The following is a 21,469-nucleotide window of genomic DNA, read 5'->3' as shown; positions in this document are numbered from 1 at the left end:
CCTTTCCGGGAAATCCCCCGGTCGCGCTGCGCTTACGGGGCCACCAACCAGATAACAGACCGTCGCCCGGATAAGGCGATACGCGCCGTTATCCGGGGAGGCTCGGATACTGTCAGCCGGATGACAGTATTAATAACCGCCGCGGGCCTGAGAAACCGCCAGGCCAAGCTGCCAGACGGCCATGGCGTAGTGGGTGCTGTGATTGTAGCGAGTGATGGTGTAGAAGTTCGGCAACCCGTACCAGTATTCATAGCCGGTACCGACGTCCAGGCGCAGCAGACTGGCCTGCTGATGGTTACCCAGCGGCTGGGTTGGGGTTAGCCCCGCCGCCGCCAGCTGCGACACGCTGTATTTGGTTTTGAAACCATTCTCCAGCCCCGGCGCCTGGCCCAGCGCCTGCACCGCCACCAGATCGCCGCTCACCCAGCCGTGCTGTTTGAAGTAGTTGGCCACGCTGCCGATAGCATCCACCGGGTCCCACAGGTTGATATGGCCGTCGCCGTTAAAGTCCACCGCGTATTGCTTATAGGACGACGGCATAAACTGGCCGTACCCCATCGCCCCGGCGAAAGAGCCTTTCAGATCCAGCGGGTCGTCGCTTTCGCTGCGCGCCATCAGCAGGAAGGTTTCCAGCTCGGAGGAGAAGTATTCGGCGCGGCGCGGATAGCTAAACGACAGGGTCGCCAGCGCGTCGAGGATGCGGGTTTTGCCCATCACCCGGCCCCAACGGGTCTCCACGCCGATAATACCGACAATGATTTCCGGCGGCACGCCGTAGACCTGATAAGCGCGGTTGAGCGCGTCCTGATATTGATTCCAGAACACCACGCCGTTCTGCACGTTATCCGGGGTAATAAACTGTTTCTTGTAGCGCAGCCAGGCGCCGGTTGGCCCGGTCGGCGGCAGGCCGGTCGGCGCCTGACGATCCATCAGCCGCAGAACGTAGTCCAGACGCTTCGCCTGCGACAGGATCTCCTGCAGCTGCTGCCTGTCGAAGCCGTGCTTCGCCACCATCTTATCGATGAACTGCGCCGCCGCCGGGTTGTTGGCGAAGTCGCCGCCCATCTGCATCACGTTATGCTGCGGTTCCAGCAAAAAGCCGCCGGTTCCACTCGCCATCTCCGTTTCCGCGGGAGTCTTGGGTTTGCTGCTGCAGGCAGCGAGGAGCACACAAAGGGGAAGTAAAGCCAGAGAGCGACGCTTCAACATGGGAATTCCGTTTAACAAATTCAGCAAGGGATAATTATGGTAAAGCATGCGACGACCAACAAGAAAGCGACAATCCGTTTGTAGACAAAATAGTCCTTCACCGCCCCCTTCCCTGCATGCTGTCATGCCCCTCGTTATTTCATCCTCTTAGCGCCAATCTTTCAAAATAAAATATTTATCTTTCATTTTGCGATCCATTTAACACTTTAAAACCTTTCAAAATGATTAAAATCAGCCTGCAGTTAGCAAGAAAAATAACATGCTGAAGGAGAGAACAATGATTGACGTCGTGACCCACGGCGCGGAGTGGTTTATCGGCCTGTTTCAGAAAGGCGGCGAGGTGTTTACCGGCATGGTGACCGGGATCCTCCCCTTGCTGATCAGTCTGCTGGTGATCATGAACGCGCTGATCAACTTTATTGGCCAGCAGCGGATCGAAAAACTGGCGCAGCGCTGCGCCGGGAACCCGATCTCCCGCTACCTGCTGTTGCCCTGCATCGGTACCTTTGTGTTTTGTAACCCGATGACCCTGAGCCTGGGCCGCTTTATGCCAGAGAAGTACAAGCCCAGCTATTACGCGGCGGCGTCCTATAGCTGCCACTCAATGAACGGTCTGTTTCCGCATATCAACCCCGGCGAACTGTTCGTCTATCTCGGCATCGCCAACGGCCTCACCACCCTCGGCCTGCCGCTCGGTCCGCTGGCGGTGAGCTATCTGCTGGTCGGGCTGGTGACCAACTTCTTCCGCGGCTGGGTTACCGACCTGACCACCTCGATTTTCGAGCGAAAAATGGCGATTCAGCTGGCTCAGAAAGTGCATCTGTCAGGAGCGACATCATGACCCGGATTCGTATTGAGAAAGGCACCGGCGGCTGGGGCGGCCCCCTTGAGCTCGACGTCGTCGAGGGCAAAAAGATCGTCTATATCACCGCCGGCACCCGCCCGGCGATCGTTGACCGTATCGCCAGCCTGACCGGCTGGCAGGCGGTGGACGGTTTTAAAGAGGGCGAACCGGCGGAAAGCGACATCGGCGTGGCGATTATCGACTGCGGAGGCACCCTGCGCTGCGGGCTCTATCCCAAGCGCCGCATCCCGACGGTGAATATCCATGCCACCGGCAAATCGGGGCCGCTGGCCCAGTACATCACAGAAGATATCTACGTCTCCGGCGTCAAGGAGGAGAACATTCAGCGCATCGCGACCGGCGGCACGATAGCTCCCGAGCCACCGGCGGAGAACAACCGCGCGGGTCGCGACTACGACGCCAGCAAAAAGATCACTGAACAGAGCGATGGCCTACTGGCGAAGGTCGGGATGGGGATGGGCTCGGTGGTGGCGGTGCTGTTCCAGGCCGGACGCGACACCATCGATACGGTGCTGAAGACGATCCTGCCGTTTATGGCCTTCGTCTCGGCGCTGATCGGCATCATCATGGCCTCCGGCATCGGCGATTGGATCGCCCATGGCCTGGCGCCGCTCGCCAGCCATCCGCTGGGTCTGGTGACCCTGGCGCTGATCTGCTCCTTCCCGCTGCTGTCGCCGTTTCTCGGCCCCGGCGCGGTTATCGCCCAGGTGATTGGCGTACTGATCGGCGTGCAGATCGGCCTCGGCAATATTCCGCCGCACCTCGCCCTGCCGGCGCTGTTCGCCATTAACGCCCAGGCCGCCTGCGATTTTATCCCGGTTGGCCTGTCGCTGGCCGAAGCTCGCCAGGATACCGTGCGCGTCGGCGTGCCGTCGGTGCTGGTCAGCCGCTTTTTGACCGGCGCGCCAACGGTACTGATCGCGTGGTTCGTTTCCGGATTTATTTACCAGTAAGAGGGGCCAGAACATGACCGTGATTTACCAGACCACCATTACGCACATCGGCGCCTGCGCGGCGATGGCGCTGGAAGAGCAAATGCTGATCACCTTCCGCGAGGGCGCCCCGGCGGATATCGAAGCGTATTGCTTTATTCACAACCACGGCGAGCTTGCCGGTTCGCTGCAGCCGGGTGCAGAGCTGCAGCTTGGCGAGCTGCGCTACCCGGTGACCGCCGTCGGCGACGTTGCCGAGCAAAATCTGCGCGAGCTGGGCCATATCACCCTGCGCTTTGACGGCCATCGCGACGCGGAGTTTCCGGGGACCGTCCACGTGGCGGGCCCGGTGCCGGACGCCATTGCGCCCGGCTGCGTACTGAAATTTGTTGCTTAACAGGAGAGAAAGATGAATCAGGTTGCTGTTGTCATTGGCGGTGGACAAACCTTAGGAGAGTTTCTGTGCCGCGGGCTGGCCGCCGAGGGCTACCGCGTGGCGGTGGTCGATATTCAGAGCGAAAAAGCCAGCCGCGTCGCCCAGGAGATTAACGCTGAATATGGCGAAGGCATGGCGTATGGCTTCGGCGCCGACGCCACCAGCGAGGCCAGCGTCACCGCGCTGGCCCATGGGGTGGATGAGATTTTCTCGCGCGTCGACTTGCTGGTGTACAGCGCCGGCATCGCCAAAGCGGCGTTTATTAGCGACTTTGCGCTGGGGGATTTCGACCGCTCGCTACAGGTCAATCTGGTGGGCTACTTCCTCTGCGCCCGCGAATTCTCCCGGCTGATGATCCGCGACGGCATTAAGGGACGCATCATTCAGATCAACTCGAAATCCGGCAAAGTCGGCAGCAAGCACAACTCCGGCTACAGCGCGGCGAAGTTCGGCGGCGTCGGACTGACCCAGTCGCTGGCGCTGGATCTGGCGGAATACGGCATTACCGTACACTCACTGATGCTCGGCAATCTGCTGAAGTCGCCGATGTTCCAGTCGCTGCTGCCGCAGTACGCCACCAAGCTCGGTATCGATGAGAGCGAGGTCGAGCAGTATTACATCGACAAGGTGCCCCTGAAGCGCGGTTGCGAATATCAGGATGTGCTGAACGTATTAATGTTTTACGCCAGCCCGCAGGCGTCGTACTGCACCGGTCAGTCGATCAACGTTACCGGCGGTCAGGTGATGTTTTAAAGGGATCCCGGATGGCGCCGCGCTTATCCGGGCTACAAAACTGTAGGTCGGGTAAGGCGTTAGCCGCTACCCGACGAAAAGGCACCGCGGATCGCTCGGGTTAGGCGCTCGCGCCACGACCCGGGTTGTTCCCGCCCCCCTTAAGGAGATACCTATGGTTAGCGCATTAATCACCGTCGCCGCCATCGCCTGGCTTACCCAAATGGCCTTTGGCGGCTGGCAGATCCGCCGTTTCAATCGCGCTTTCGACAGCCTGTGCCAGCAGGGTCGGGTGGGGGTCGGCCGCTCCGCCGGACGCTTTCAACCGCGCGCCATCGTCGCTATCGCCGTTGATGATGACAACCGCATTTGCGACACGCTGCTGATGAAAGGCTTCACCATTTTCGCCCGTCCGCAAAAAATCCCCGCGCTGGACGGCAAACATATCGCGGAATTGCAGCCTGATGTGATCTTTCCCCATGATCCGCGCTGTAAGAATGCACTATCATTAGCGCTTAATCCGAAACATGGATAATTTCGTTGTAAAAGTAAATATCTTGCGAAATTATCACTTCGAAACTTAAACGCAGGATAGACGCCTATGAAACCACGTCAGCGCCAGGCAGCCATTCTCGAGTTCCTGCAGTCGCAGGGAAAATGCTCGGTCGAAGAGCTGGCGCAACATTTCGATACGACCGGCACCACCATCCGTAAGGATCTGGTCACGCTGGAAAACGCCGGCACCGTCATTCGCACCTACGGTGGCGTGGTACTCAACAAGGATGAAGCCGATCCGCCGATCGATCATAAGACGTTGATCAACACCCATAAGAAAGCGCGCATCGCCGAAGCGGCGGTGCGTTTTATTCATGATGGCGACTCCCTCATCCTCGATGCCGGCAGCACGGTGCTGCAGATGGTCCCGCTGCTCAGCCGCTTCAATAACATCACGGTGATGACCAACAGCCTGCATATCGTCAATGCCCTTGCCGAACTGGATAATGAACAGACTATCCTGATGCCCGGCGGCACCTTCCGCAAAAAATCGGCCTCCTTTCACGGCCAGCTGGCGGAAAACGCTTTCGAACAGTTCAGTTTCGACAAGCTGTTTATGGGCACCGACGGCATCGATCTGAACGCCGGCGTCACCACCTTCAATGAGGTGTATACCGTCAGCAAGGCGATGTGCAACGCCGCCCGCGAAGTGATCCTGATGGCCGACTCGTCAAAGTTTGGCCGTAAAAGCCCCAATATTGTCTGCGGCCTGGAGCGCGTGGATAAACTGATTACCGATGCCGATATTGACCCTGCATTCCAGCGGGCGCTGGAAGCCAAAGGCATAGAAGTCATCATTACTGGAGAACATCATGAGTAACTTTTTATTAGAGGCCGGACGCCAGACCCTGATGCTGGAGCTACAGGAGGCGAGCCGCCTGCCGGAACGCCTGGGCGATGACTTCATCCGCGCGGCGGAGACCATCATCCACTGCGAGGGCAAACTGATTGTCTCCGGTATCGGGAAATCCGGTCATATCGGCAAAAAGCTGGCGGCGACCTTCGCCAGCACCGGCACTCCGGCCTTTTTCGTCCACCCGGCGGAAGCCCTGCACGGCGATCTCGGCATGCTCGACGGTCGCGATGTGATGCTGTTTATCTCCTACTCCGGCAGCGCGAAAGAGCTGGATCTGATCGTGCCGCGGCTGGAGGAAAAAGGGATACCCCTGCTGGCGATGACCGGCAAATCCACCTCGCCGCTGGCGCTGGCGGCGAAAGCAGTGCTGGATATCGCCGTGGAGCGCGAAGCCTGTCCGATGCATCTGGCGCCGACCTCCAGCACCGTCAACACCCTGATGCTCGGCGACGCGCTGGCGATGGCGGTGATGCAAGCCCGCGGCTTCAGTGAAGAGGATTTCGCTCGCTCCCATCCGGCGGGGGCGCTCGGCGCGCGTCTGCTGAACAAAGTGCATCATCTGATGCGCCGCGACGACGAAGTGCCGCGCGTCGGTACAGACGCCAACGTCATGGACGCGATGCTCGAGCTGAGCCGCACCGGGCTCGGCCTGGTGGCGGTCTGCGATGAGGCCAACCGCGTGCAGGGCGTCTTCACCGACGGCGACCTGCGCCGCTGGCTGGTGGGCGGCGGCACCTTAAACGACGGCGTCACGCAGGCGATGACCCGCAACGGCGTGACGCTGCAGGCGGAGAGCCGCGCGGTGGAAGCCAAAGAGCGGCTGATGAAACATAAAATCAGCGCCGCGCCGGTAGTGGATGAAAACGGCCTGCTGGTCGGCGCCATCAACCTGCAGAACTTTTACCAGGCCGGGATCCTTTAAGCCCCAGACGTTTCGCCAGCCGGTGCAGGTTGGCGACGTCCAGTTCCAGCGCGCGGGCGGTCGCCGCCCAGTTGCCCTGATGCGCCGCCAGCGTGCGGGAAATCGCCTCGCGCTGGAAGTTATCCGTGGCTTCGCGCAGATTGACGTTGCCCATCGCCGGCGCCGCTGCCATCTCCTCGGTCGGCAACGTCGGCGCAGCCGCTGTAAACTGGAAATGCTGCGGCTCCAGTACTACGTCATCGCCAGCCTGGGTAGCCCGCGCCAGCACCACCGCCCGGTGAATGGCATGCTCCAGTTCGCGCACGTTGCCCGGCCACGACCACTGCTGCAGCCTGTTACGCGTTGCCTCACTTAAAATTACCCGCGCCAGCCCCATCCGCAGGCGGCACTGCTCGCAAAAATAGCCTGCCAGCAGCACCACGTCATTTTCCCGCTCGCGCAGCGCCGGAACCGACAGCGGGAAAACGCTCAGCCGGTGATAGAGATCGGCGCGAAAGCGCCCTTCCACCACCTCCTGGCGCAGATCGCGGTTGGTCGCCGCCAGCACCCGCACATCGACCCGCAGGCTGCGGTCATCGCCGACACGCTGAATATCGCCATACTGCAGGACGCGCAGCAGCTTCGCCTGCAGCGCCAGCGACAGTTCGCCGATTTCGTCGAGGAACAGCGTGCCGTTATCGGCCATCTCAAATTTGCCGCTGCGGTTGCTGATAGCCCCGGTAAATGCCCCTTTCACGTGACCGAACAGCTCGCTCTCCGCCACGCTCTCCGGCAGCGCCGCGCAGTTGAGGTACACCAGCGGGTTAGCCGCCCGCGGCGAACCCTGATGCACCGCCTTCGCCACCAGCTCTTTGCCGGTCCCCGTTTCGCCGCTGATCAGCACGTTTAAATCCGAGGCAGCGACAATCTCGATCTCTTTTTTCAGCTGCAGCATCGGCGCCGACAGGCCGATGAGCTCCTGGCGCTCCGGCTGCGGGTAATTCACCACCTGCGGCGGCAGGACGTTTTGCGCTTCAAGGCGGGCGATAAGCAGCGCGTTATTCAGCGCCCCGGCCACCAGGGCGGCGATCAGCCGCAGCTCTTCATCGCTGAAGCTGTCGAAGCGGTCGGCATCCATACCGTCAAGGGTCAGTGCGCCGATCAGCGTTTGCCCGGCAAACAGCGGCAGCCCCACGCAGGCGTGAACCTTGAGGCTCTCCTGGCCGGGGATCAGGCCGTCATAGGGGTCCGGCAGGTCGCTGTCCGCCGGGAAGCGCACCACATCGCCGGCGCGGGCGATCGCCTCCAGCCGCGGATGCCCATCCAGCGCAAAGCGCCGGCCAAGCACATCCTGCGCCAGGCCATCGATCGCCAGCGGCACAAACTGATGGGCCTCATAGCGCAGCAGCGCCGAGGCGTCGCAGCCCAGGATCTGCCGCAGGGTGGCGATCAGGCGCGAAAAGCGGTCGACGTGACCGATATCGCTTTGTAAATCAATGGCGATTCTCGCCAGCGCCTCGACGGAAAAACTCATCATCGCTCCATTGTCATTTTGACAACCATCATAGTCATATCGACTATTTTAATCATTGTCATTTTGACAGCAACCAAAACCATAAAAAATTAAAAAACTGATAATTATCAATTAATTAAAAAACTGGCACGCAACTTGTAATACACCAGGCAACTGAGTTTAAACACACTGTATTGATTGAGGTTGCTATGTCTATTGTGGTGAAAAATAACATTCTTTGGGTTGGCCAACGTGACTGGGAAGTGCGTGATTTCCACGGCACCGAATATAAAACGCTGCGCGGCAGCAGCTATAACAGCTATCTCATCCGCGAAGAGAAAAACGTGCTGATCGATACCGTCGATCACAAATTCAGCCGCGAGTTCGTGCAGAACCTGCGCCGCGAAATCGACCTCGCCGACCTCGACTACATCGTTATTAACCACGCCGAAGAGGACCACGCCGGCGCGTTGACTGAGCTGATGATGCAGATCCCGGATACGCCGATCTACTGCACCGCCAACGCCATCGACTCCATCAACGGTCATCACCACCATCCGGAGTGGAACTTCCACGTGGTGAAAACTGGCGACACTCTCGATATCGGCAACGGTAAGCAGCTGATCTTCGTCGAAACGCCGATGCTGCACTGGCCGGACAGCATGATGACCTACCTGACCGGCGACGCGGTGCTGTTCAGCAATGACGCCTTCGGGCAGCACTACTGCGACGAACATCTGTTCAACGATGAAGTGGACCAAAGTGAACTGTACGAACAGTGCCAGCGCTACTACGCCAACATCCTGACGCCCTTCAGCCGCCTGGTGACGCCGAAAATTAACGAAATCCTCGGCTTCAATCTGCCGGTAGCGATGATTGCCACCTCCCACGGCGTGGTCTGGCGCGATAACCCGACGCAAATCGTCGAGAAATACCTCGAATGGGCGGCGGATTATCAGGAAGATCGCATCACGATTTTCTACGACACCATGTCCAACAACACCCGCATGATGGCGGACGCCATTGCCCAGGGGATCACTGAGGTCGACCCACGGGTGGCGGTGAAAATCTTTAACGTCGCCCGCAGCGACAAAAACGACATCCTCACCAATGTTTTCCGCTCGAAGGGCGTGCTGGTGGGCACCTCTACCATGAACAACGTGATGATGCCGAAAATCGCCGGGCTGGTGGAAGAGATGACCGGGCTGCGTTTTCGCAACAAACGCGCCAGCGCCTTTGGCTCCCACGGCTGGAGCGGCGGCGCGGTAGACCGCCTGTCCACCCGCCTGCAGGATGCCGGGTTTGAGATGTCCCTGAGCCTGAAAGCCAAATGGCGCCCGGATATCGACGCGCTCGAACTGTGCCGCCAACACGGTCGCGACATCGCCCGCCAGTGGGCCCTCTCCCCGCTGCCGGTTGCTGAAGCGACAGTCACGCCGGAACAACAGGACTGCGCCTGTGCCGCCGCCACGGCCGCCGATCTCGGTCCCATGATGCAGTGCAGCGTCTGCCAGTGGGTGTATGACCCGGCGAAAGGCGAACCTAACCAGGATGTCCAGCCGGGTACGCCCTGGAGTGAAGTGCCGGACAATTTCCTTTGTCCTGAGTGTTCTCTTGGCAAAGATGTCTTTGACGTCCTGGCGATGGAGGCAAAATGAGTGATGGTATCGTCATCATCGGCTCGGGCTTCGCGGCCCGCCAGCTGGTGAAAAATATTCGTAAGCAGGATGCCGAAATCCCGCTGACCCTCATCGCCGCCGATAGCATGGATGAGTACAACAAGCCCGATCTCAGCCACGTCATCAGCCGCGGACAGCACGCCGACGATCTCACCCTGCAAAGCGCCAGCGAGTTCGCCGAGCAGTACAATCTGCGCCTGTTTCCCCATACCTGGGTGAACGATGTCGACGCTGAAAACCATCGGGTGAAAAGCCTGGATAAGCAGTGGCGCTACGACAAACTGGTGCTGGCCACCGGCGCCACGCCGTTTATCCCCCCGGTGCCGGGCCGCGAGCTGATGCTGACGCTGAACAGCCAGCGCGAATATGGCGCCGCGCAGAGCCAGCTCCGCGACGCCAGGCGGGTGCTGATCGTCGGCGGCGGCCTGATTGGCTGCGAGCTGGCAATGGATTTCTGTCGCGCCGGTAAAGCGGTAACGGTGGTTGATAACGCCGCCAGCGTACTGGCGGCGCTGATGCCGCCGGAGGTCAGCAGCCGTCTGCAGCATCGCCTCACCGGGATGGGCGTCCATCTGATGTTAAAAACGCAGCTGGAAGGGCTTGAGCATACCGCCGACGGCATCCGCGTTAGCCTCGATCGCCAGCGCGTGATAACCTTCGATGCAGTGGTGGCCGCCGCCGGCCTGCGCCCGGAAACCTCGCTGGCGCGCCACGCCGGATTGCAGATTAACCGCGGCGTGGTGGTCAATAGCCAGCTGCAAACCAGCGACCCGGCGATTTACGCCCTCGGCGACTGTGCGGAAATCAACGGTACGGTAATGCCGTTCCTGCAGCCGATTTTACTCAGCGCCATGTGCCTGAGTAAAAACCTGCTGGCGCAGACGGGAGAACTGAAACTGCCGCCGATGCTGGTGAAGGTGAAGACCCCGGATCTGCCGCTGCATCTGGCCGGCGATACCCGTCGCGAGGATCTGACGTGGAACATCGTGGCCGCCAAAGAGGGGCTGGTGGCGAAAGGGCTGGATGGTGAGAAGCAGCTGCGCGCCTTTGTGGTCAGCGAAGACAAGATGAAAGACGCCTTTGCCCTGCTCAAACAGCTGGTGAGTTGATGACCTTCCAGGCAGCCCTGTTGCGCCGTTAGTTTGCCGGGTGGCGCTACGCTTACCCGGCCTACAGGATCCACTCACAGGCTCACACCCCGTAGGCCCGTGCAAGCGCAGCGCCGCCGGGCAAGATATCAGGCACGGTATCCTTGATTTCGCCGGGTGGCGGCTGCACCTTACCCGGCCTACAGCCCCAAATCACCGCTGGCGCTGGGGTCGCTGAAACTGCCGGTGCTGACGGCCTCAAAATCGCTGAGACGTTCCCGGAAGGCCGGGGCAGCCCGCATGGATGCGGGCTGAGGGCCGTGTTTTGCACGGACGCTGCCTCGGCCCGACCCGAAGCCTGCAGGGATAAGTTGAAGGGACCGCGCAGCGGCGATTTTGCTGGCCGGAGCCCGGGGGTACAGGGGGCGGCGGCGACTGGCCGCCCCCTGTGCGCTCCCTGCGCCATGAAAGACATAACGCAGAAGATTAACCGGGAGCGCAATGTACGCTGAAGTTACAGGCGACAGACGCTGTTGCCGGAGTGACAAAGTGGCATTCCGATAACCGTATCTGCAATACACGCAGCGCCGCCGGGCAAGCATTGATTACCTCCCACGCAGCCCTGTTGCGCGGTTATTTTGCCGGGTGGCGCTACGCTTACCCGGCCTACGGATGTAACCCGTAAGCTCAAACATTGTAGGCCCGCGCAAGCGCAGCGCCGCCGGGCAAGCGTTGATTACCTCCCACGCAGCCTGTTGCGCGTTAATTTCGCCGGCTGGCGCTACGCTTACCCGGCCTGCGGACGCCGCCCGTAAGTGCATAAGGGCAGAATAATTAACCGGGAGCGCAGGTTCGGTTAACACTTAATACGTTGTTTCTGTCTGAGCCAACTCCTGCAGCACCTGCAGAATGTTGGCCGCGGCGGCGGTCCCCATTTTCACGTAAGAGGCATCGCTAACGCCGCCCACATGCGGAGAGAGAATGACATTATCGATCGCCTGCCAGATATGCGGCGTGGTTAATGGTTCACTATTAAAGCTGTCAAGCGCCGCCCAGCGCAAGGTCCCCGCTTTTAATGCCGCGGCCAGCGCCGCATCGTCAATCAACCCGCCGCGCGCGGTATTCACGAGGATGGCGCCCGGCTTACACTGCGCCAGCGTGGCGGCATTGATCATTCCCCTGTTTTGTTGCGTCAAAGGGCAATGAAGCGACAGCACATCGGCCTGCATGAGCAGCTCGCTAAGTTCAGCAACACGTTCACATTCCGGCGGAACCGCTTTCGCATACGGATCGTAAGCCAGAACCTTCATGCCAAAGGCACAGGCAATCTTCGCCACCCGGCTGCCAATGGCGCCGAGGCCGATGAGTCCCAGCGTTCTGCCCTCAAGCTCAAGCGATTTATGCGTTGATTTATCCCAGTGCCCTTCGCGCAGGCGGCGATCAAGCGGAATGACCGACTTAGCACAGGCCAGAATTAACGCCCAGGTGTGTTCGGAAACCGCGGCGGCATTCGCCCCGGTCGCCGCGCGAACCAGAATGCCGCGCGCGGCAGCCGCCTCAACGTCAATGACATCGATGCCACTGCCATGTTTGGCAATCACCTTCAATGCAGGGGCGGCATCCATAACGGCGGCAGTGATGTGGCCATAGCGCACCAGGATGGCGACGGGATTGTGCTGCTGGCACAGCGCGATCAGCTGGGCCTCTGTAGGCTGGCGGCCGGCAAAGACAAGTTCGTAATCTTCCAGCATCCCCAGCGCCGCGTCAGCCAAATCGCTGCCGGTAATCAGTATGACATTTTTAGCGCTCATGGCAGTGTCTCCCCTTCGCTCAGCATCCCCGCCTGACGCAGAGCGCTCTCCAGCCAGTGCGGACGAAGGTCGCCGTCGCGGATAGCAACCAGACGTTTTGATTCCATTTCCAGTTTACCTTTCGCCAGCTCGATGATAGTGCGGACTTCATCGCGCGGGATAACAACCACGCCGTCAATATCCCCTACCACTAAGTCACCTGCCTGCACCGCGGCGCCACCGACCGAAATGGCATGATTGACCCGGCCAGGAATGAACTTGGTGGGGCCGCACGGATTCAGGCCGGCTGCGAAAACCGGAAAGCGTTGTTTACTTAAGGTTTCCGCATCACGAACAGCGCCATCGATGACGATCCCGGCGATACCGCTGGCCTGCGCCTGCGTTGCCATGATCTCTCCCAGCAGCGCGCAGGAGAGATCGCCCTTCCCGTCGATGACCAGCACGTCGCCAGGTTTGGCGACGGCCATTGCGGCGTGAATAGCCAGATTATCCCCTGGGCGTACCTCTACGGTAATCGCCGGCCCGGCAACCGTCATATGCGGCGCCAGCGGCTTGATGCGGCCATGTAATGTGCCACGGCGTCCGGCTACGTCAGCCAGGATGGCGGCCTGAAATTCGGCAGCCTGACGGACCTCTTCCGCGTCAACACGCGCAATATCAAGATTGATGAGTTTCTGTTGTGAAGCAGACATGGTGACTCTCCATTTGTTTTACTAGGTACAACTTGTGTGTACTATATAAAACAACTATACGAGCATTGCGTCGCTTTTCGCCAGTGTTGCGAAGTTGTTTGTGATGTAAACACGAAGTTACTCACAAAATTCAGGTACAATTTTGGTCGGCAAAAAGGAGAACATGATGGGGAATGAAGGCGTAATTGCCGTTGAAAAGGCGCTGGCTTTACTTGACTGCTTCCGTCCCGGTAATGACAGTCTGACGTTAACCGAGCTGGCCCAGCTTTCGGGATATCACAAAACAACCGTTTATCGCCTGATGAATTCGCTTGAGCGAATGAACTACATCATCCGGCACGACGATGGCACCTATACGCTCGGCCACCGTTTGCTCTATCTCGGCAAGCTCTATGAGCAATCATTTGAACTTGCCAGAGTCGTACAGCCGGAATTGCAGGCGCTGTCGCAGGCCTCCAGCGAAAGCGCAAGCTGGTATGTGATTGAGGGTGGGCAACGCCTGTGCCTGTTCCGCGCCGAAGCCTCCCAGGGATTACGCCACAGCAACCTGCCCGGCAGCCAGTTCCCGCTGGATGGTTCCGCTATCAGCAAGGTTTTACGCCACTGGGGATTGGGTGAATCGTTGCCGGAAGACGAACCGACGCTGCCGTTCTATACCTCCGGCGCGCGCGACCCGCACACTGCGGCCTTCGCAATGCCTGTTTTTGGCGTCCACGATAAACTGATCGCGGCGCTGGCCCTGACCGGGCCGGCATCGCGTCTGACGGAAGATCGTAAAACGAGCGGCATCAGCCAGCTCATGCAGGAGACGGCCAACCGCCTGTCGCTCAAGCTAGGGGCCAGCAAGCCTTTCTGCGAAACGTTTTACGGTGTGAAAGAGTAAGCTTTGCTGAGAAGGCGGGAAAAATCCCGCCTTTGCTTATTAATGGGTCACCTGTTTTTCCTGCCTGGCAGACTGCGAGTAACGGCGCCCCATCGCCAGCACCGCAATGCCGCCTGCCAGACACAAGACGGCCAGCGGCAGCATCGCCAGCGTATAGCTTCCTGTCCGTTCGCTAATAATGCCATAGGCATTCACCATCACCGCGCCGCCAATCAGGTTGGCGATCGCGCCGATGGCCGCCAGCCCGGCGGCAGCTGACGTGCTGCTCATCCAGCCCGATGCCAGCGCCCAGAAGGGGCCCTTCGCCGCATATGCGCCAATCAGTATGGTACTGAGGATCATAATGGTGGCCGGCAGCGATAGATTGATAAATGCCGCGAACACGCCAGCCGCAATCATAAAGAGGGCAAGGGCCGTGTGCCAGCGGCGTTCATTATTCCGGTCCGAACTGCGTCCCCATACAATCATCAGCACCGAGGCCAGGCCATAGGGGATGGCATTCAGCAGCCCGGTGGTCAGGTTATCAAGATGGAACGACTTCAGCAGCTGTGGAGACCAGACGCTTAGCGTGGTGCCGGCAGAAGAAGCGCCAGCGTAAATCAGCGCCATAAGCCAGATCTGGCGATGCTTCAACAGTTGCCATGTCGTGGTGTGGCCGATCTGTGTCTGCTGTTGCCGCTCTGCCTGAAGGGTGTTTTCCAGCCACGTTTTTTGCCGCTCGGTTAACCAGCCAGCCTGGTGAGGGCGGTCGCGCAGAATAAAAAACGCGGCTATTCCCAGCAGTACCGCCGGCAGCCCTTCAATAATGAATAACAGATGCCAGCCACGCAGCCCTAACCAGCCATCCAGGGTCAGGATCAACCCTGAAAGCGGTGAACCGATAAAGTTAGCCAGCGGAATGGCCACCATAAAAGAGGCAATGATGCGCGCACGGTAGCGCGACGGGATCCACCAGGTAAGATAGAGCACCACGCCCGGGAAGAAACCCGCTTCGGCGGCACCCAGTAAAAAACGGACGATATACAGTGAGGTGGTATTTTGCACCAGCGCCATACACATCGATACCACGCCCCAGCTAATCATAATGCGCGGCAGCCACAAGCGTGCCCCCACCTTCTGCATCGCCAGATTGCTGGGTACTTCAAAAATAAAGTAGGCGACAAAATACAAACTGCTGGCGAAACCAAAAGCCGCCTTACTTAGCCCCAGATCCTCATTCATCTGCAGCGCCGCCATACCTATATTGCCCCGGTCAATAATCGACACTAGGTAGCTCACCACCAGGAACGGAAGGATGCGCCAGATAACCCGCCGCATGGTCTCTTTTTCCAGCGCGTCGTTATCGGTCGCGCGGTTCGGTAATTGATCGGTCATGGTTTCCTCGCAGGGTTTCATTATGTTTATCAGGAAAACGATGTAGAGATGAAATACGTTACTTCAGCTTGATGCCTCTGGTTTCCGGCGCTCGCCACACCACCAGCATCGCCGCAAGGAAAGCAACCACGGTCGTCGCCAGTCCCGCGGTGAAACCGCCGGCATTGGCGACAGCGCCAATCAGTAGCGGCGCAATAAATCCGCCCAGACGGCCTCCGTTATAGGCGAGCCCCATCAGGAAGCCCCGGGAAGAGGTGTCCCCGATGATTTCCGCCAGGAAGGGTCCGGAGCCCGCAAAAATACCGTTAACCCCGAAACCGGCCATGAAAATCGCCACCATCAGAATGATGGGTTGAGTGGTCACAAGGTAAAGCGCGACGGCAATGGCGCCCGTTAACAGATAAATCAGGAACATTGGACGGCGTCCCCACTTATCCGCCAGCACCGAAAACACCAGAAACCCCGCGATGGCCCCAGCCTGCAGCGCAAGTACAAATTTCAGACTGTGCAGAAAATCCAGGTGTTTGACTTCTCGCAGATAGGTGGGTGTCCAGGTAAATACGCCCCAGAACAGATACTGAATAAAAAAGATAAAGACAAAGGCCAGCAGCAGACCTCGCAGATTGTGTTTCCCCAGCTTCGCGGCAGGTTGACTACTCGTCGCCTTCGCCTGTTGACGAGCAAGCCAAACCTGCGATTCCGGTGTGAACCAGGCCACCACGCTCATAATGAACACCGGCAGCGCGCCGATCATAAACAGATAGCGCCATGCCCCCTGCTCCAGGCCGCCATTAACCGAGCTGACGATTGCCGTCAGGCTGATGGCCAGAATCGCGCCAACGGGCAACCCCATTTGCATCAGCGCGCCGCCGCGCGCGCGCCGCTCTGGCCGCCAGGTTTCCGCAATCAGCGCCGCGCCCGATGTCCACATTCCGCCCATACCCAGCGCGCCGCAAAAACGTAACAGCGCGAAATGTTGTTGATCGTGCGTAAAGGCTAACAGGCCGGAAAAGAGTGAATAGATGGCGATACAGGTCAGCGCCGTTTTTACACGGCCAATTTTGTCGGCGATAAAACCAAACAGGATCCCGCCAATAATCTGCCCCCCGGCCGTGACGCTGATAAACAGCCCAAGCTCGGTTTTATTAATACCGAACACCACGCCCAGTACTGGCAACAGCAATGAAAGCAGAAAGGAGTCATAGCTTTCAAATGTCCAGCCAAGGCCGCCCAGCGCCAGCGTCCGCCTCTCAGCAACGCGCTGTGGCAATGTGTCAGGCGTCGCTTTAGTCGCAGTAAATTGATTCAGCTCGCTTTTACTGGTCATTGATCTTCTCCACAGAGGTTAACCGATAACAGGTTGCGGCAGTGCGCCAGAACAACTGCGCCTGTTCGCCAGGGGACATCTGTTGCGCCAGGCGTTTGCAGGCGTTCCAGAAAACGCCGTAGCTGAACATGCCTTTATCGACCGGAAAGTTGCTGGCGAACATGCAGCGTTCCGCACCGAAAAGCGAAACGATGGTCTCAAACCACGGTTGCCAGGCCTGTGCCAGCATTTGCGAATCCGGCGGTGTTTCTGCCGCTGCGAAGGGAAATCCCCTGACCGTCATACCAAATCCGCTAATTTTTACGCATACGTTCGGCAGTTCCGCCAGATGTCGCATACTGTTTCGCCACTGCTGAAACATGTCTGGATCCCGTTCTGAATAGGGTCCAACGCCGACTGGCCCGCCACAGTGATCGAGCACAATCTGAAGCGTTGGTATGTGCCGCGCCAGCTCGGCAATTTCATCCAGTTGCGTGTGGTAAACCCACACATCAAGCGACAATCCATTTTTCGCAAGGCAGAGAGCGCCCCGATGGAACGGATCGCTCAGCGCTAGTCCTGGCGGTGGCGTAACCGGGCTGGACGTGACCCGCGGATCGGGATGCCAGGCCAACGGATTGCGCATCCCACGCAGCCGCCCGCCGGATAACGCTATCGCGCTCTCGATGGCAGGCTGCATCGCATCGCCCGCCAGCAAGCTAAGGCCGCCGATGACGGCTTCGCATCCGAGCGCGTTTGCATAATGTCCGCTGGCGAACATCGCGGCGATACCGCTGGCAAACTCGATTTCACCAAGCGGTTTAAGCGTCTCCGGCCCGTCGCGACGCAACATGGAGCGGCATTGCACATAGACCGATGAGACAACGCGATGCCCTGAGGTCTGGATATCGTCGCTGAACTCATGGGTGAGATAGCGGCCGGTTTGCCGATCCCAAAGATGATGATGCGCATCAATGATGGGCAGCTCGGGTTGTAATGGCGCTTCACGATGTAACGCAAGCCACTCGTTTCTGACCGCAAGGTGCGGCGCGGTAACGATCTCCATGAACACCTCGTTTTGTTTTACCCTGTACAACAGTGTTTTATTTTACAAAACTACTATAACGAGGCTGCCGTGTTTTTATCCAGTTAACGAATGGTTTAAATGATGTAAATAAGAGGTGAATCACAGATGCTGCGGGTCGTTAAAACGAAGAGAAATGAAGATTTGATAAAAATAATAATTTTTCAATGAGTTAAATAAGTGAGCTGATTAACGTAGAGCGATGGTTCGTGACGACCGGTGGGAACCTGCGCAGAGAAGCGCCGCCAGAGAGTGATGATCGCCCGGCTTAGCGCAGCGCAAGCCGGGAAAATGCTGAACCTAACGCGCCAGATTATCGTAGCCGCGCCAGCGATAATTGAGCACCGACAGCGCCCAACAGGCGACAAACAGCCCGACCACCACAAACCCGGCGTCGCCGAGGTTGTCGTTTAACGCCCCTACCCAGCGCCATATTCCGCCGCTGAGCGCAAACTTATCCATCAGCAGACCCAGCGCTTCCAGGCCGCCGATAAACAGCGCCACCACCACCGAAGTGCCGGTGATGGTCATGTTGTAGTAAAGCTTGCGCTGCGGCTTGCTGAACGCCCAGCCGTAGGCGCCGACCATCAGCACGTTATCGAGGGTGTCCACCAGCGCCATGCCGCTGGCGAACAGCGCCGGGAAGACCATAATCGACCAGACGGAAATCCCGCTCGACGCCCCGGCGGCGGAGATGCCCAGCACGCCGATTTCGGTGGCGGTATCAAACCCGAGGCCGAACAGGAAACCGACCAGGTACATCTGCCAGCTGCGGCTGACCAGACGAAAGGTTTTGCCAAACAGCCAGCTCATCACCCCGCCGCCGCTGACGATCTCGTCGCTCAACGGCTCACCCCGCTTCCACGCCCGAAAGCTACGCCAGACGCTGCGCAATATCACCAGGTTGATAAAGGCCATCGCCAGCAGAAACAGCGCCGACACAGCGGTGCCGATGACGCTACCGGTGTCGTGCAGCCAGTTCATCTGCGCGCTGAAGGCCGTGGCGGTCGCGGCAATCGCTGCCGAGGCCAGCACCACAATCGATGAGTGGCCCAGCGAGAACCAGGCCCCGACGGCGAAGGGCCGCCGCCCCTGCTGCATCATCTTGCGGGTGACGTTATCAATCGCCGCGATATGATCGGCGTCCACCGCGTGGCGCAGGCCGTAGCCCCAGGCCAGCAGGCTGGCGGCCATTAGCGCGCCGCTGTCGCCAAAGGCCTGCAGCGCCCAGCACCAGGCCAGTAAGTTCGCCGCGATCAACCCCAACACCAGGCCCGCGGCGCGCGGCTGCTGGCGTAAAACTGTCATTATCATTGTTGTGTTCCTTGAGCCTGAACGCGAGCGGCGGCGATCACCGCCTGACCATAGGCGATTGCGCCGTCGCCGGCCGGCAACTGCTGCGCAAACAGCAGAGTAAAATCCGCCAGATAAAAGGTCAATCGCGCCGCCAGCAGACGGTTATGCAGCACCCCACCGCTGCAGACAATCGTGTCGATGCCGCGGGCAGTCGCACAGTCGCGGGCCATCGCCGCCAGTCCGCTGGCCAGGGCGTCATGAAATGCCCAGGCTTTTTGCGCCGGGCTCGCCTGCCAGCGCAGCCACTGCCGCCAGAAGGTGGCCAGGTCCAGCGCATTGCCGCGCCATGGCAGCGTGACCGGATGGCTGACGCCGGGGCAGCTGGCGGCCAGCGCCTCCAGCCGACAGGCCGCCTCCCCCTCATAGCTCAGGCTCTCCGGGGCGCAGTCCAGCGCGCAGGCGACGGCATCAAACAGCCGTCCGCAGGACGAGGCGCGCGGCGCGTTAATACCGCGGTCGATGGCCTGCGCCAGCAGCGGCCAGTTGCGCTGGCGCAGCGTACCGGTCTGCGGGTAATCCTGCCAGTCAGGGACAAAAGCCAGGCACTGAGCCAGCAGATTACGCCACGGCTGACGCGCCGCCAGGTCGCCGCCCGGCAGGGCGACAGCCGGCAGCCCGCCGAGATGTTCGCACTGGCGATAGTTAACCCGCAGGCACTCCCCTCCCCATAGCGCGCCGTTCTCCCCCATGCCGATTCCGTCGAGGATCAGGGCGATAACGTCTCCGCCGTCGAGCGGCCAGCGGTGCTCTGCCAGGCACGCCGCAGCGTGAGCATGGTGATGCAGCACGGTCTCCACCGGCAGCGGCAGAGCCGCTCCCCACTGCGTCGATCGATAGCCAGGATGGGCGTCAACCACCACCCGCTGCGGCGCAAAGGCGAAGATGTTCTGCATCAGCTGCAGCGCGCTGCGCCACTGCTGCTCGACGCCCTCCTCGCCAAGATCGCCGAAGTGCTGGCTGAGAACCGCTTCGCCCCCGCGCGCCAGGCAGAAGGTGTTTTTCATGTCCGCGCCCAGCGCCAGCAGCGGCGGCACCTTGTCCAGACCCGGCGGCAGCGGCAGCGCATCCGGGACATAGCCCCGGGCGCGGCGCAGCATTTCTCCGCTCGAGCGCACCAGAGAATCATCCAGCCGCTGCACGATGTCGCGGTTATGGAGCAAAAAGCCGTCGGCGATGTCGGCTAAGTCGTTGAGTGCTTCAGTATTACTTAACGCCGGCGGGCGGCCGCTAAGGTTGCCGGAGGTCATCACGATAGGGCGCGCCAGCGCCTGCAGAAGCAAATGCTGCAGCGGATTAGACGGCAGCATCACCCCAACTTCCGCAAGCCCTGGCGCAATCTCGTCGCACAGGCCGGAGACCTGCGCTTTGCTAATCAGTACGATGGGCGCCGCCGGGGAGTCCATCAGCGCCACGGCGTCGGCAGGTAACCCCGCCGCAGAGGGCAGCATCACCGCCAGCGGTTTCGCCGGACGGTGTTTCCTCGCCCGCAGCGTGGCAACAGCAGCGGGGTTGCCGGCGTCGCAGGCCAGATGAAAGCCGCCGACGCCTTTTATCGCCACGATGTCGCCCGCCGCCAGCCGGGCGATAGCCGCCTGCAGCGCCGCCTCACCGCGCCGCACTTCACCCTGGGCCCGCCACTCCAGCCGCGGCCCGCAGTCGGGGCAGGCCACCGGCTGGGCGTGAAAGCGGCGATCGGCGGGATCGCGGTATTCCGCCTCGCAGGGCGGACAGAGCGGAAACGGCGCCATCGCGGTAAGAGGCCGGTCGTAAGGCATGGCACGAATGATGGTCAACCGCGGCCCGCAGTGGGTGCAGTTGATAAAGGGGTAGCGATAGCGGCGCGCCCGGGGATCATTCATCTCCGCGAGGCACGCCGGGCAGGTCGCGGCATCGGGCACGATCTGGGTGCGCATCCGCCCCGCCCCGCTCTCGCGGATGGTGAAGCCCTGCGGCGGAGCCGCCCAGCGATAAGGGGCGCAGTCGGCGCTGTCGACCCGCGCCAGCGGCGGGCAGTGGGCAGCGAGGGCGGCAGTAAAACCGTCATCGCCCCCGGCCAGCCGCACCAGAACGCCCTCGCCGTCGTTACAGACATCGCCGCAGCGAGCCTGCCTCTGAGCCAGCTGCCAGACAAAGGGGCGGAACCCCACCCCCTGCACCTTACCGCGAATGCGGATTTGTACCCCGTTCATGCCAAAGG

General features: G+C 60.1%; 19 protein-coding genes. 10 read left to right on the top strand and 9 right to left on the bottom strand.

All coding sequences use genetic code 11. The features are described 5' to 3' along the window. Positions 1 to 129: 129 nt before the first annotated feature. Complete coding sequence (gene mltB / locus KHQ24_RS12695; RefSeq protein ID WP_043521292.1) at positions 130 to 1,209, bottom strand: lytic murein transglycosylase B; 1,080 nt, start codon at positions 1,207 to 1,209, stop codon at positions 130 to 132. 277 nt (positions 1,210 to 1,486) lie between these two features. Here mltB and KHQ24_RS12690 point away from each other — a divergent pair, with 277 nt between their 5' ends. The 7 genes from KHQ24_RS12690 to gutQ all read left to right on the top strand — a co-directional run bounded on the left by KHQ24_RS12690 (position 1,487) and on the right by gutQ (position 6,507). Then, positions 1,487 to 2,050 carry a PTS glucitol/sorbitol transporter subunit IIC gene (locus tag KHQ24_RS12690; RefSeq protein WP_004205677.1) on the top strand — a complete coding sequence of 188 codons (564 nt, stop codon included), beginning with the start codon at positions 1,487 to 1,489 and terminating at the stop codon, positions 2,048 to 2,050. Further along, the gene (locus KHQ24_RS12685) at positions 2,047 to 3,027 is read left to right on the top strand and encodes a PTS glucitol/sorbitol transporter subunit IIB (protein ID WP_004205675.1); all 981 of its coding nucleotides are present in this window, start codon (positions 2,047 to 2,049) and stop codon (positions 3,025 to 3,027) included. Before KHQ24_RS12690 ends, KHQ24_RS12685 begins: the two co-directional genes overlap by 4 nt. A gap of 13 nt (positions 3,028 to 3,040) precedes the next feature. Then, a complete protein-coding gene (gene srlB / locus KHQ24_RS12680; RefSeq protein WP_004205674.1) occupies positions 3,041 to 3,403 on the top strand; it encodes a PTS glucitol/sorbitol transporter subunit IIA in 363 nt (120 codons plus the stop codon). A 12-nt stretch (positions 3,404 to 3,415) separates the two neighbouring features. Further along, positions 3,416 to 4,195 carry a sorbitol-6-phosphate dehydrogenase gene (gene srlD / locus KHQ24_RS12675; protein WP_002914815.1) on the top strand — a complete coding sequence of 260 codons (780 nt, stop codon included), beginning with the start codon at positions 3,416 to 3,418 and terminating at the stop codon, positions 4,193 to 4,195. Positions 4,196 to 4,349: 154 nt separating this feature from the next. Further along, a complete protein-coding gene (gene gutM / locus KHQ24_RS12670) occupies positions 4,350 to 4,709 on the top strand; it encodes a transcriptional regulator GutM (RefSeq protein WP_211777305.1) in 360 nt (119 codons plus the stop codon). A 66-nt stretch (positions 4,710 to 4,775) separates the two neighbouring features. Further along, positions 4,776 to 5,549, top strand: coding sequence for a glucitol operon DNA-binding transcriptional repressor SrlR (gene srlR / locus KHQ24_RS12665; protein ID WP_004205671.1), 774 nt, complete (start codon positions 4,776 to 4,778; stop codon positions 5,547 to 5,549). Further along, positions 5,542 to 6,507 (top strand): arabinose-5-phosphate isomerase GutQ, encoded by a 966-nt coding sequence (gene gutQ / locus KHQ24_RS12660; RefSeq protein WP_004205670.1) that lies wholly within the window; start codon positions 5,542 to 5,544, stop codon positions 6,505 to 6,507. Before srlR ends, gutQ begins: the two co-directional genes overlap by 8 nt. On the opposite strand, the gene norR is transcribed toward gutQ, so the two are convergent. Next, entirely contained in the window at positions 6,470 to 8,020 is a 1,551-nt protein-coding gene (norR, locus tag KHQ24_RS12655) for a nitric oxide reductase transcriptional regulator NorR (RefSeq protein ID WP_043521289.1), read from the bottom strand. The genes gutQ and norR overlap by 38 nt on opposite strands. Positions 8,021 to 8,208: 188 nt before the next feature. On the opposite strand from norR, the gene norV reads away from it, so the two are divergent. Together norV and norW are read left to right on the top strand one after the other, a co-directional pair. Continuing rightward, complete coding sequence (norV, locus tag KHQ24_RS12650) at positions 8,209 to 9,657, top strand: anaerobic nitric oxide reductase flavorubredoxin (RefSeq protein WP_017901376.1); 1,449 nt, start codon at positions 8,209 to 8,211, stop codon at positions 9,655 to 9,657. Continuing rightward, on the top strand, positions 9,654 to 10,787 hold the full coding sequence (gene norW / locus KHQ24_RS12645) for an NADH:flavorubredoxin reductase NorW (protein ID WP_211777304.1): 1,134 nt from the start codon (positions 9,654 to 9,656) through the stop codon (positions 10,785 to 10,787). The genes norV and norW overlap by 4 nt, the downstream gene beginning before the upstream one ends. 842 nt (positions 10,788 to 11,629) lie before the next feature. Here norW and KHQ24_RS12640 read toward each other — a convergent pair. Together KHQ24_RS12640 and KHQ24_RS12635 are read right to left on the bottom strand one after the other, a co-directional pair. Next, positions 11,630 to 12,577: a hydroxyacid dehydrogenase gene (locus KHQ24_RS12640; RefSeq protein WP_004205666.1), complete on the bottom strand. Its 948-nt coding sequence runs from the start codon at positions 12,575 to 12,577 to the stop codon at positions 11,630 to 11,632. After that, positions 12,574 to 13,269, bottom strand: a complete 696-nt coding sequence (locus KHQ24_RS12635; protein ID WP_017899644.1) for a diguanylate cyclase — start codon at positions 13,267 to 13,269, stop codon at positions 12,574 to 12,576. Before KHQ24_RS12635 ends, KHQ24_RS12640 begins: the two co-directional genes overlap by 4 nt. Positions 13,270 to 13,435: 166 nt before the next feature. Between KHQ24_RS12635 and KHQ24_RS12630 the strand changes: the two genes are divergently transcribed. Beyond that, positions 13,436 to 14,152: an IclR family transcriptional regulator gene (locus KHQ24_RS12630; protein ID WP_017899643.1), complete on the top strand. Its 717-nt coding sequence runs from the start codon at positions 13,436 to 13,438 to the stop codon at positions 14,150 to 14,152. Between the two features lie 39 nt (positions 14,153 to 14,191). On the opposite strand, the gene KHQ24_RS12625 is transcribed toward KHQ24_RS12630, so the two are convergent. From KHQ24_RS12625 to hypF, 5 genes are all read right to left on the bottom strand, one after another. Then, positions 14,192 to 15,526, bottom strand: a complete 1,335-nt coding sequence (locus KHQ24_RS12625; RefSeq protein WP_017899642.1) for an MFS transporter — start codon at positions 15,524 to 15,526, stop codon at positions 14,192 to 14,194. Positions 15,527 to 15,584: 58 nt separating this feature from the next. After that, positions 15,585 to 16,853, bottom strand: coding sequence for an MFS transporter (locus KHQ24_RS12620; protein ID WP_043520692.1), 1,269 nt, complete (start codon positions 16,851 to 16,853; stop codon positions 15,585 to 15,587). After that, entirely contained in the window at positions 16,843 to 17,898 is a 1,056-nt protein-coding gene (locus tag KHQ24_RS12615; protein WP_053810030.1) for an amidohydrolase family protein, read from the bottom strand. The genes KHQ24_RS12620 and KHQ24_RS12615 overlap by 11 nt, the downstream gene beginning before the upstream one ends. 318 nt (positions 17,899 to 18,216) lie before the next feature. Continuing rightward, on the bottom strand, positions 18,217 to 19,230 hold the full coding sequence (locus tag KHQ24_RS12610; protein WP_017899641.1) for a HoxN/HupN/NixA family nickel/cobalt transporter: 1,014 nt from the start codon (positions 19,228 to 19,230) through the stop codon (positions 18,217 to 18,219). Continuing rightward, a complete protein-coding gene (hypF, locus tag KHQ24_RS12605) occupies positions 19,227 to 21,461 on the bottom strand; it encodes a carbamoyltransferase HypF (RefSeq protein WP_048325485.1) in 2,235 nt (744 codons plus the stop codon). The genes KHQ24_RS12610 and hypF overlap by 4 nt, the downstream gene beginning before the upstream one ends. Positions 21,462 to 21,469 lie beyond the last annotated feature (8 nt).

It is taken from the genome of Klebsiella sp. 54 (genome assembly GCF_018223875.1).
GTDB classification, from domain to species: Bacteria; Pseudomonadota; Gammaproteobacteria; order Enterobacterales; family Enterobacteriaceae; genus Klebsiella; species Klebsiella quasipneumoniae.
Note: the sequence above shows the minus strand (reverse complement) of the source record. Positions and strands in the feature narration are given on the sequence as shown.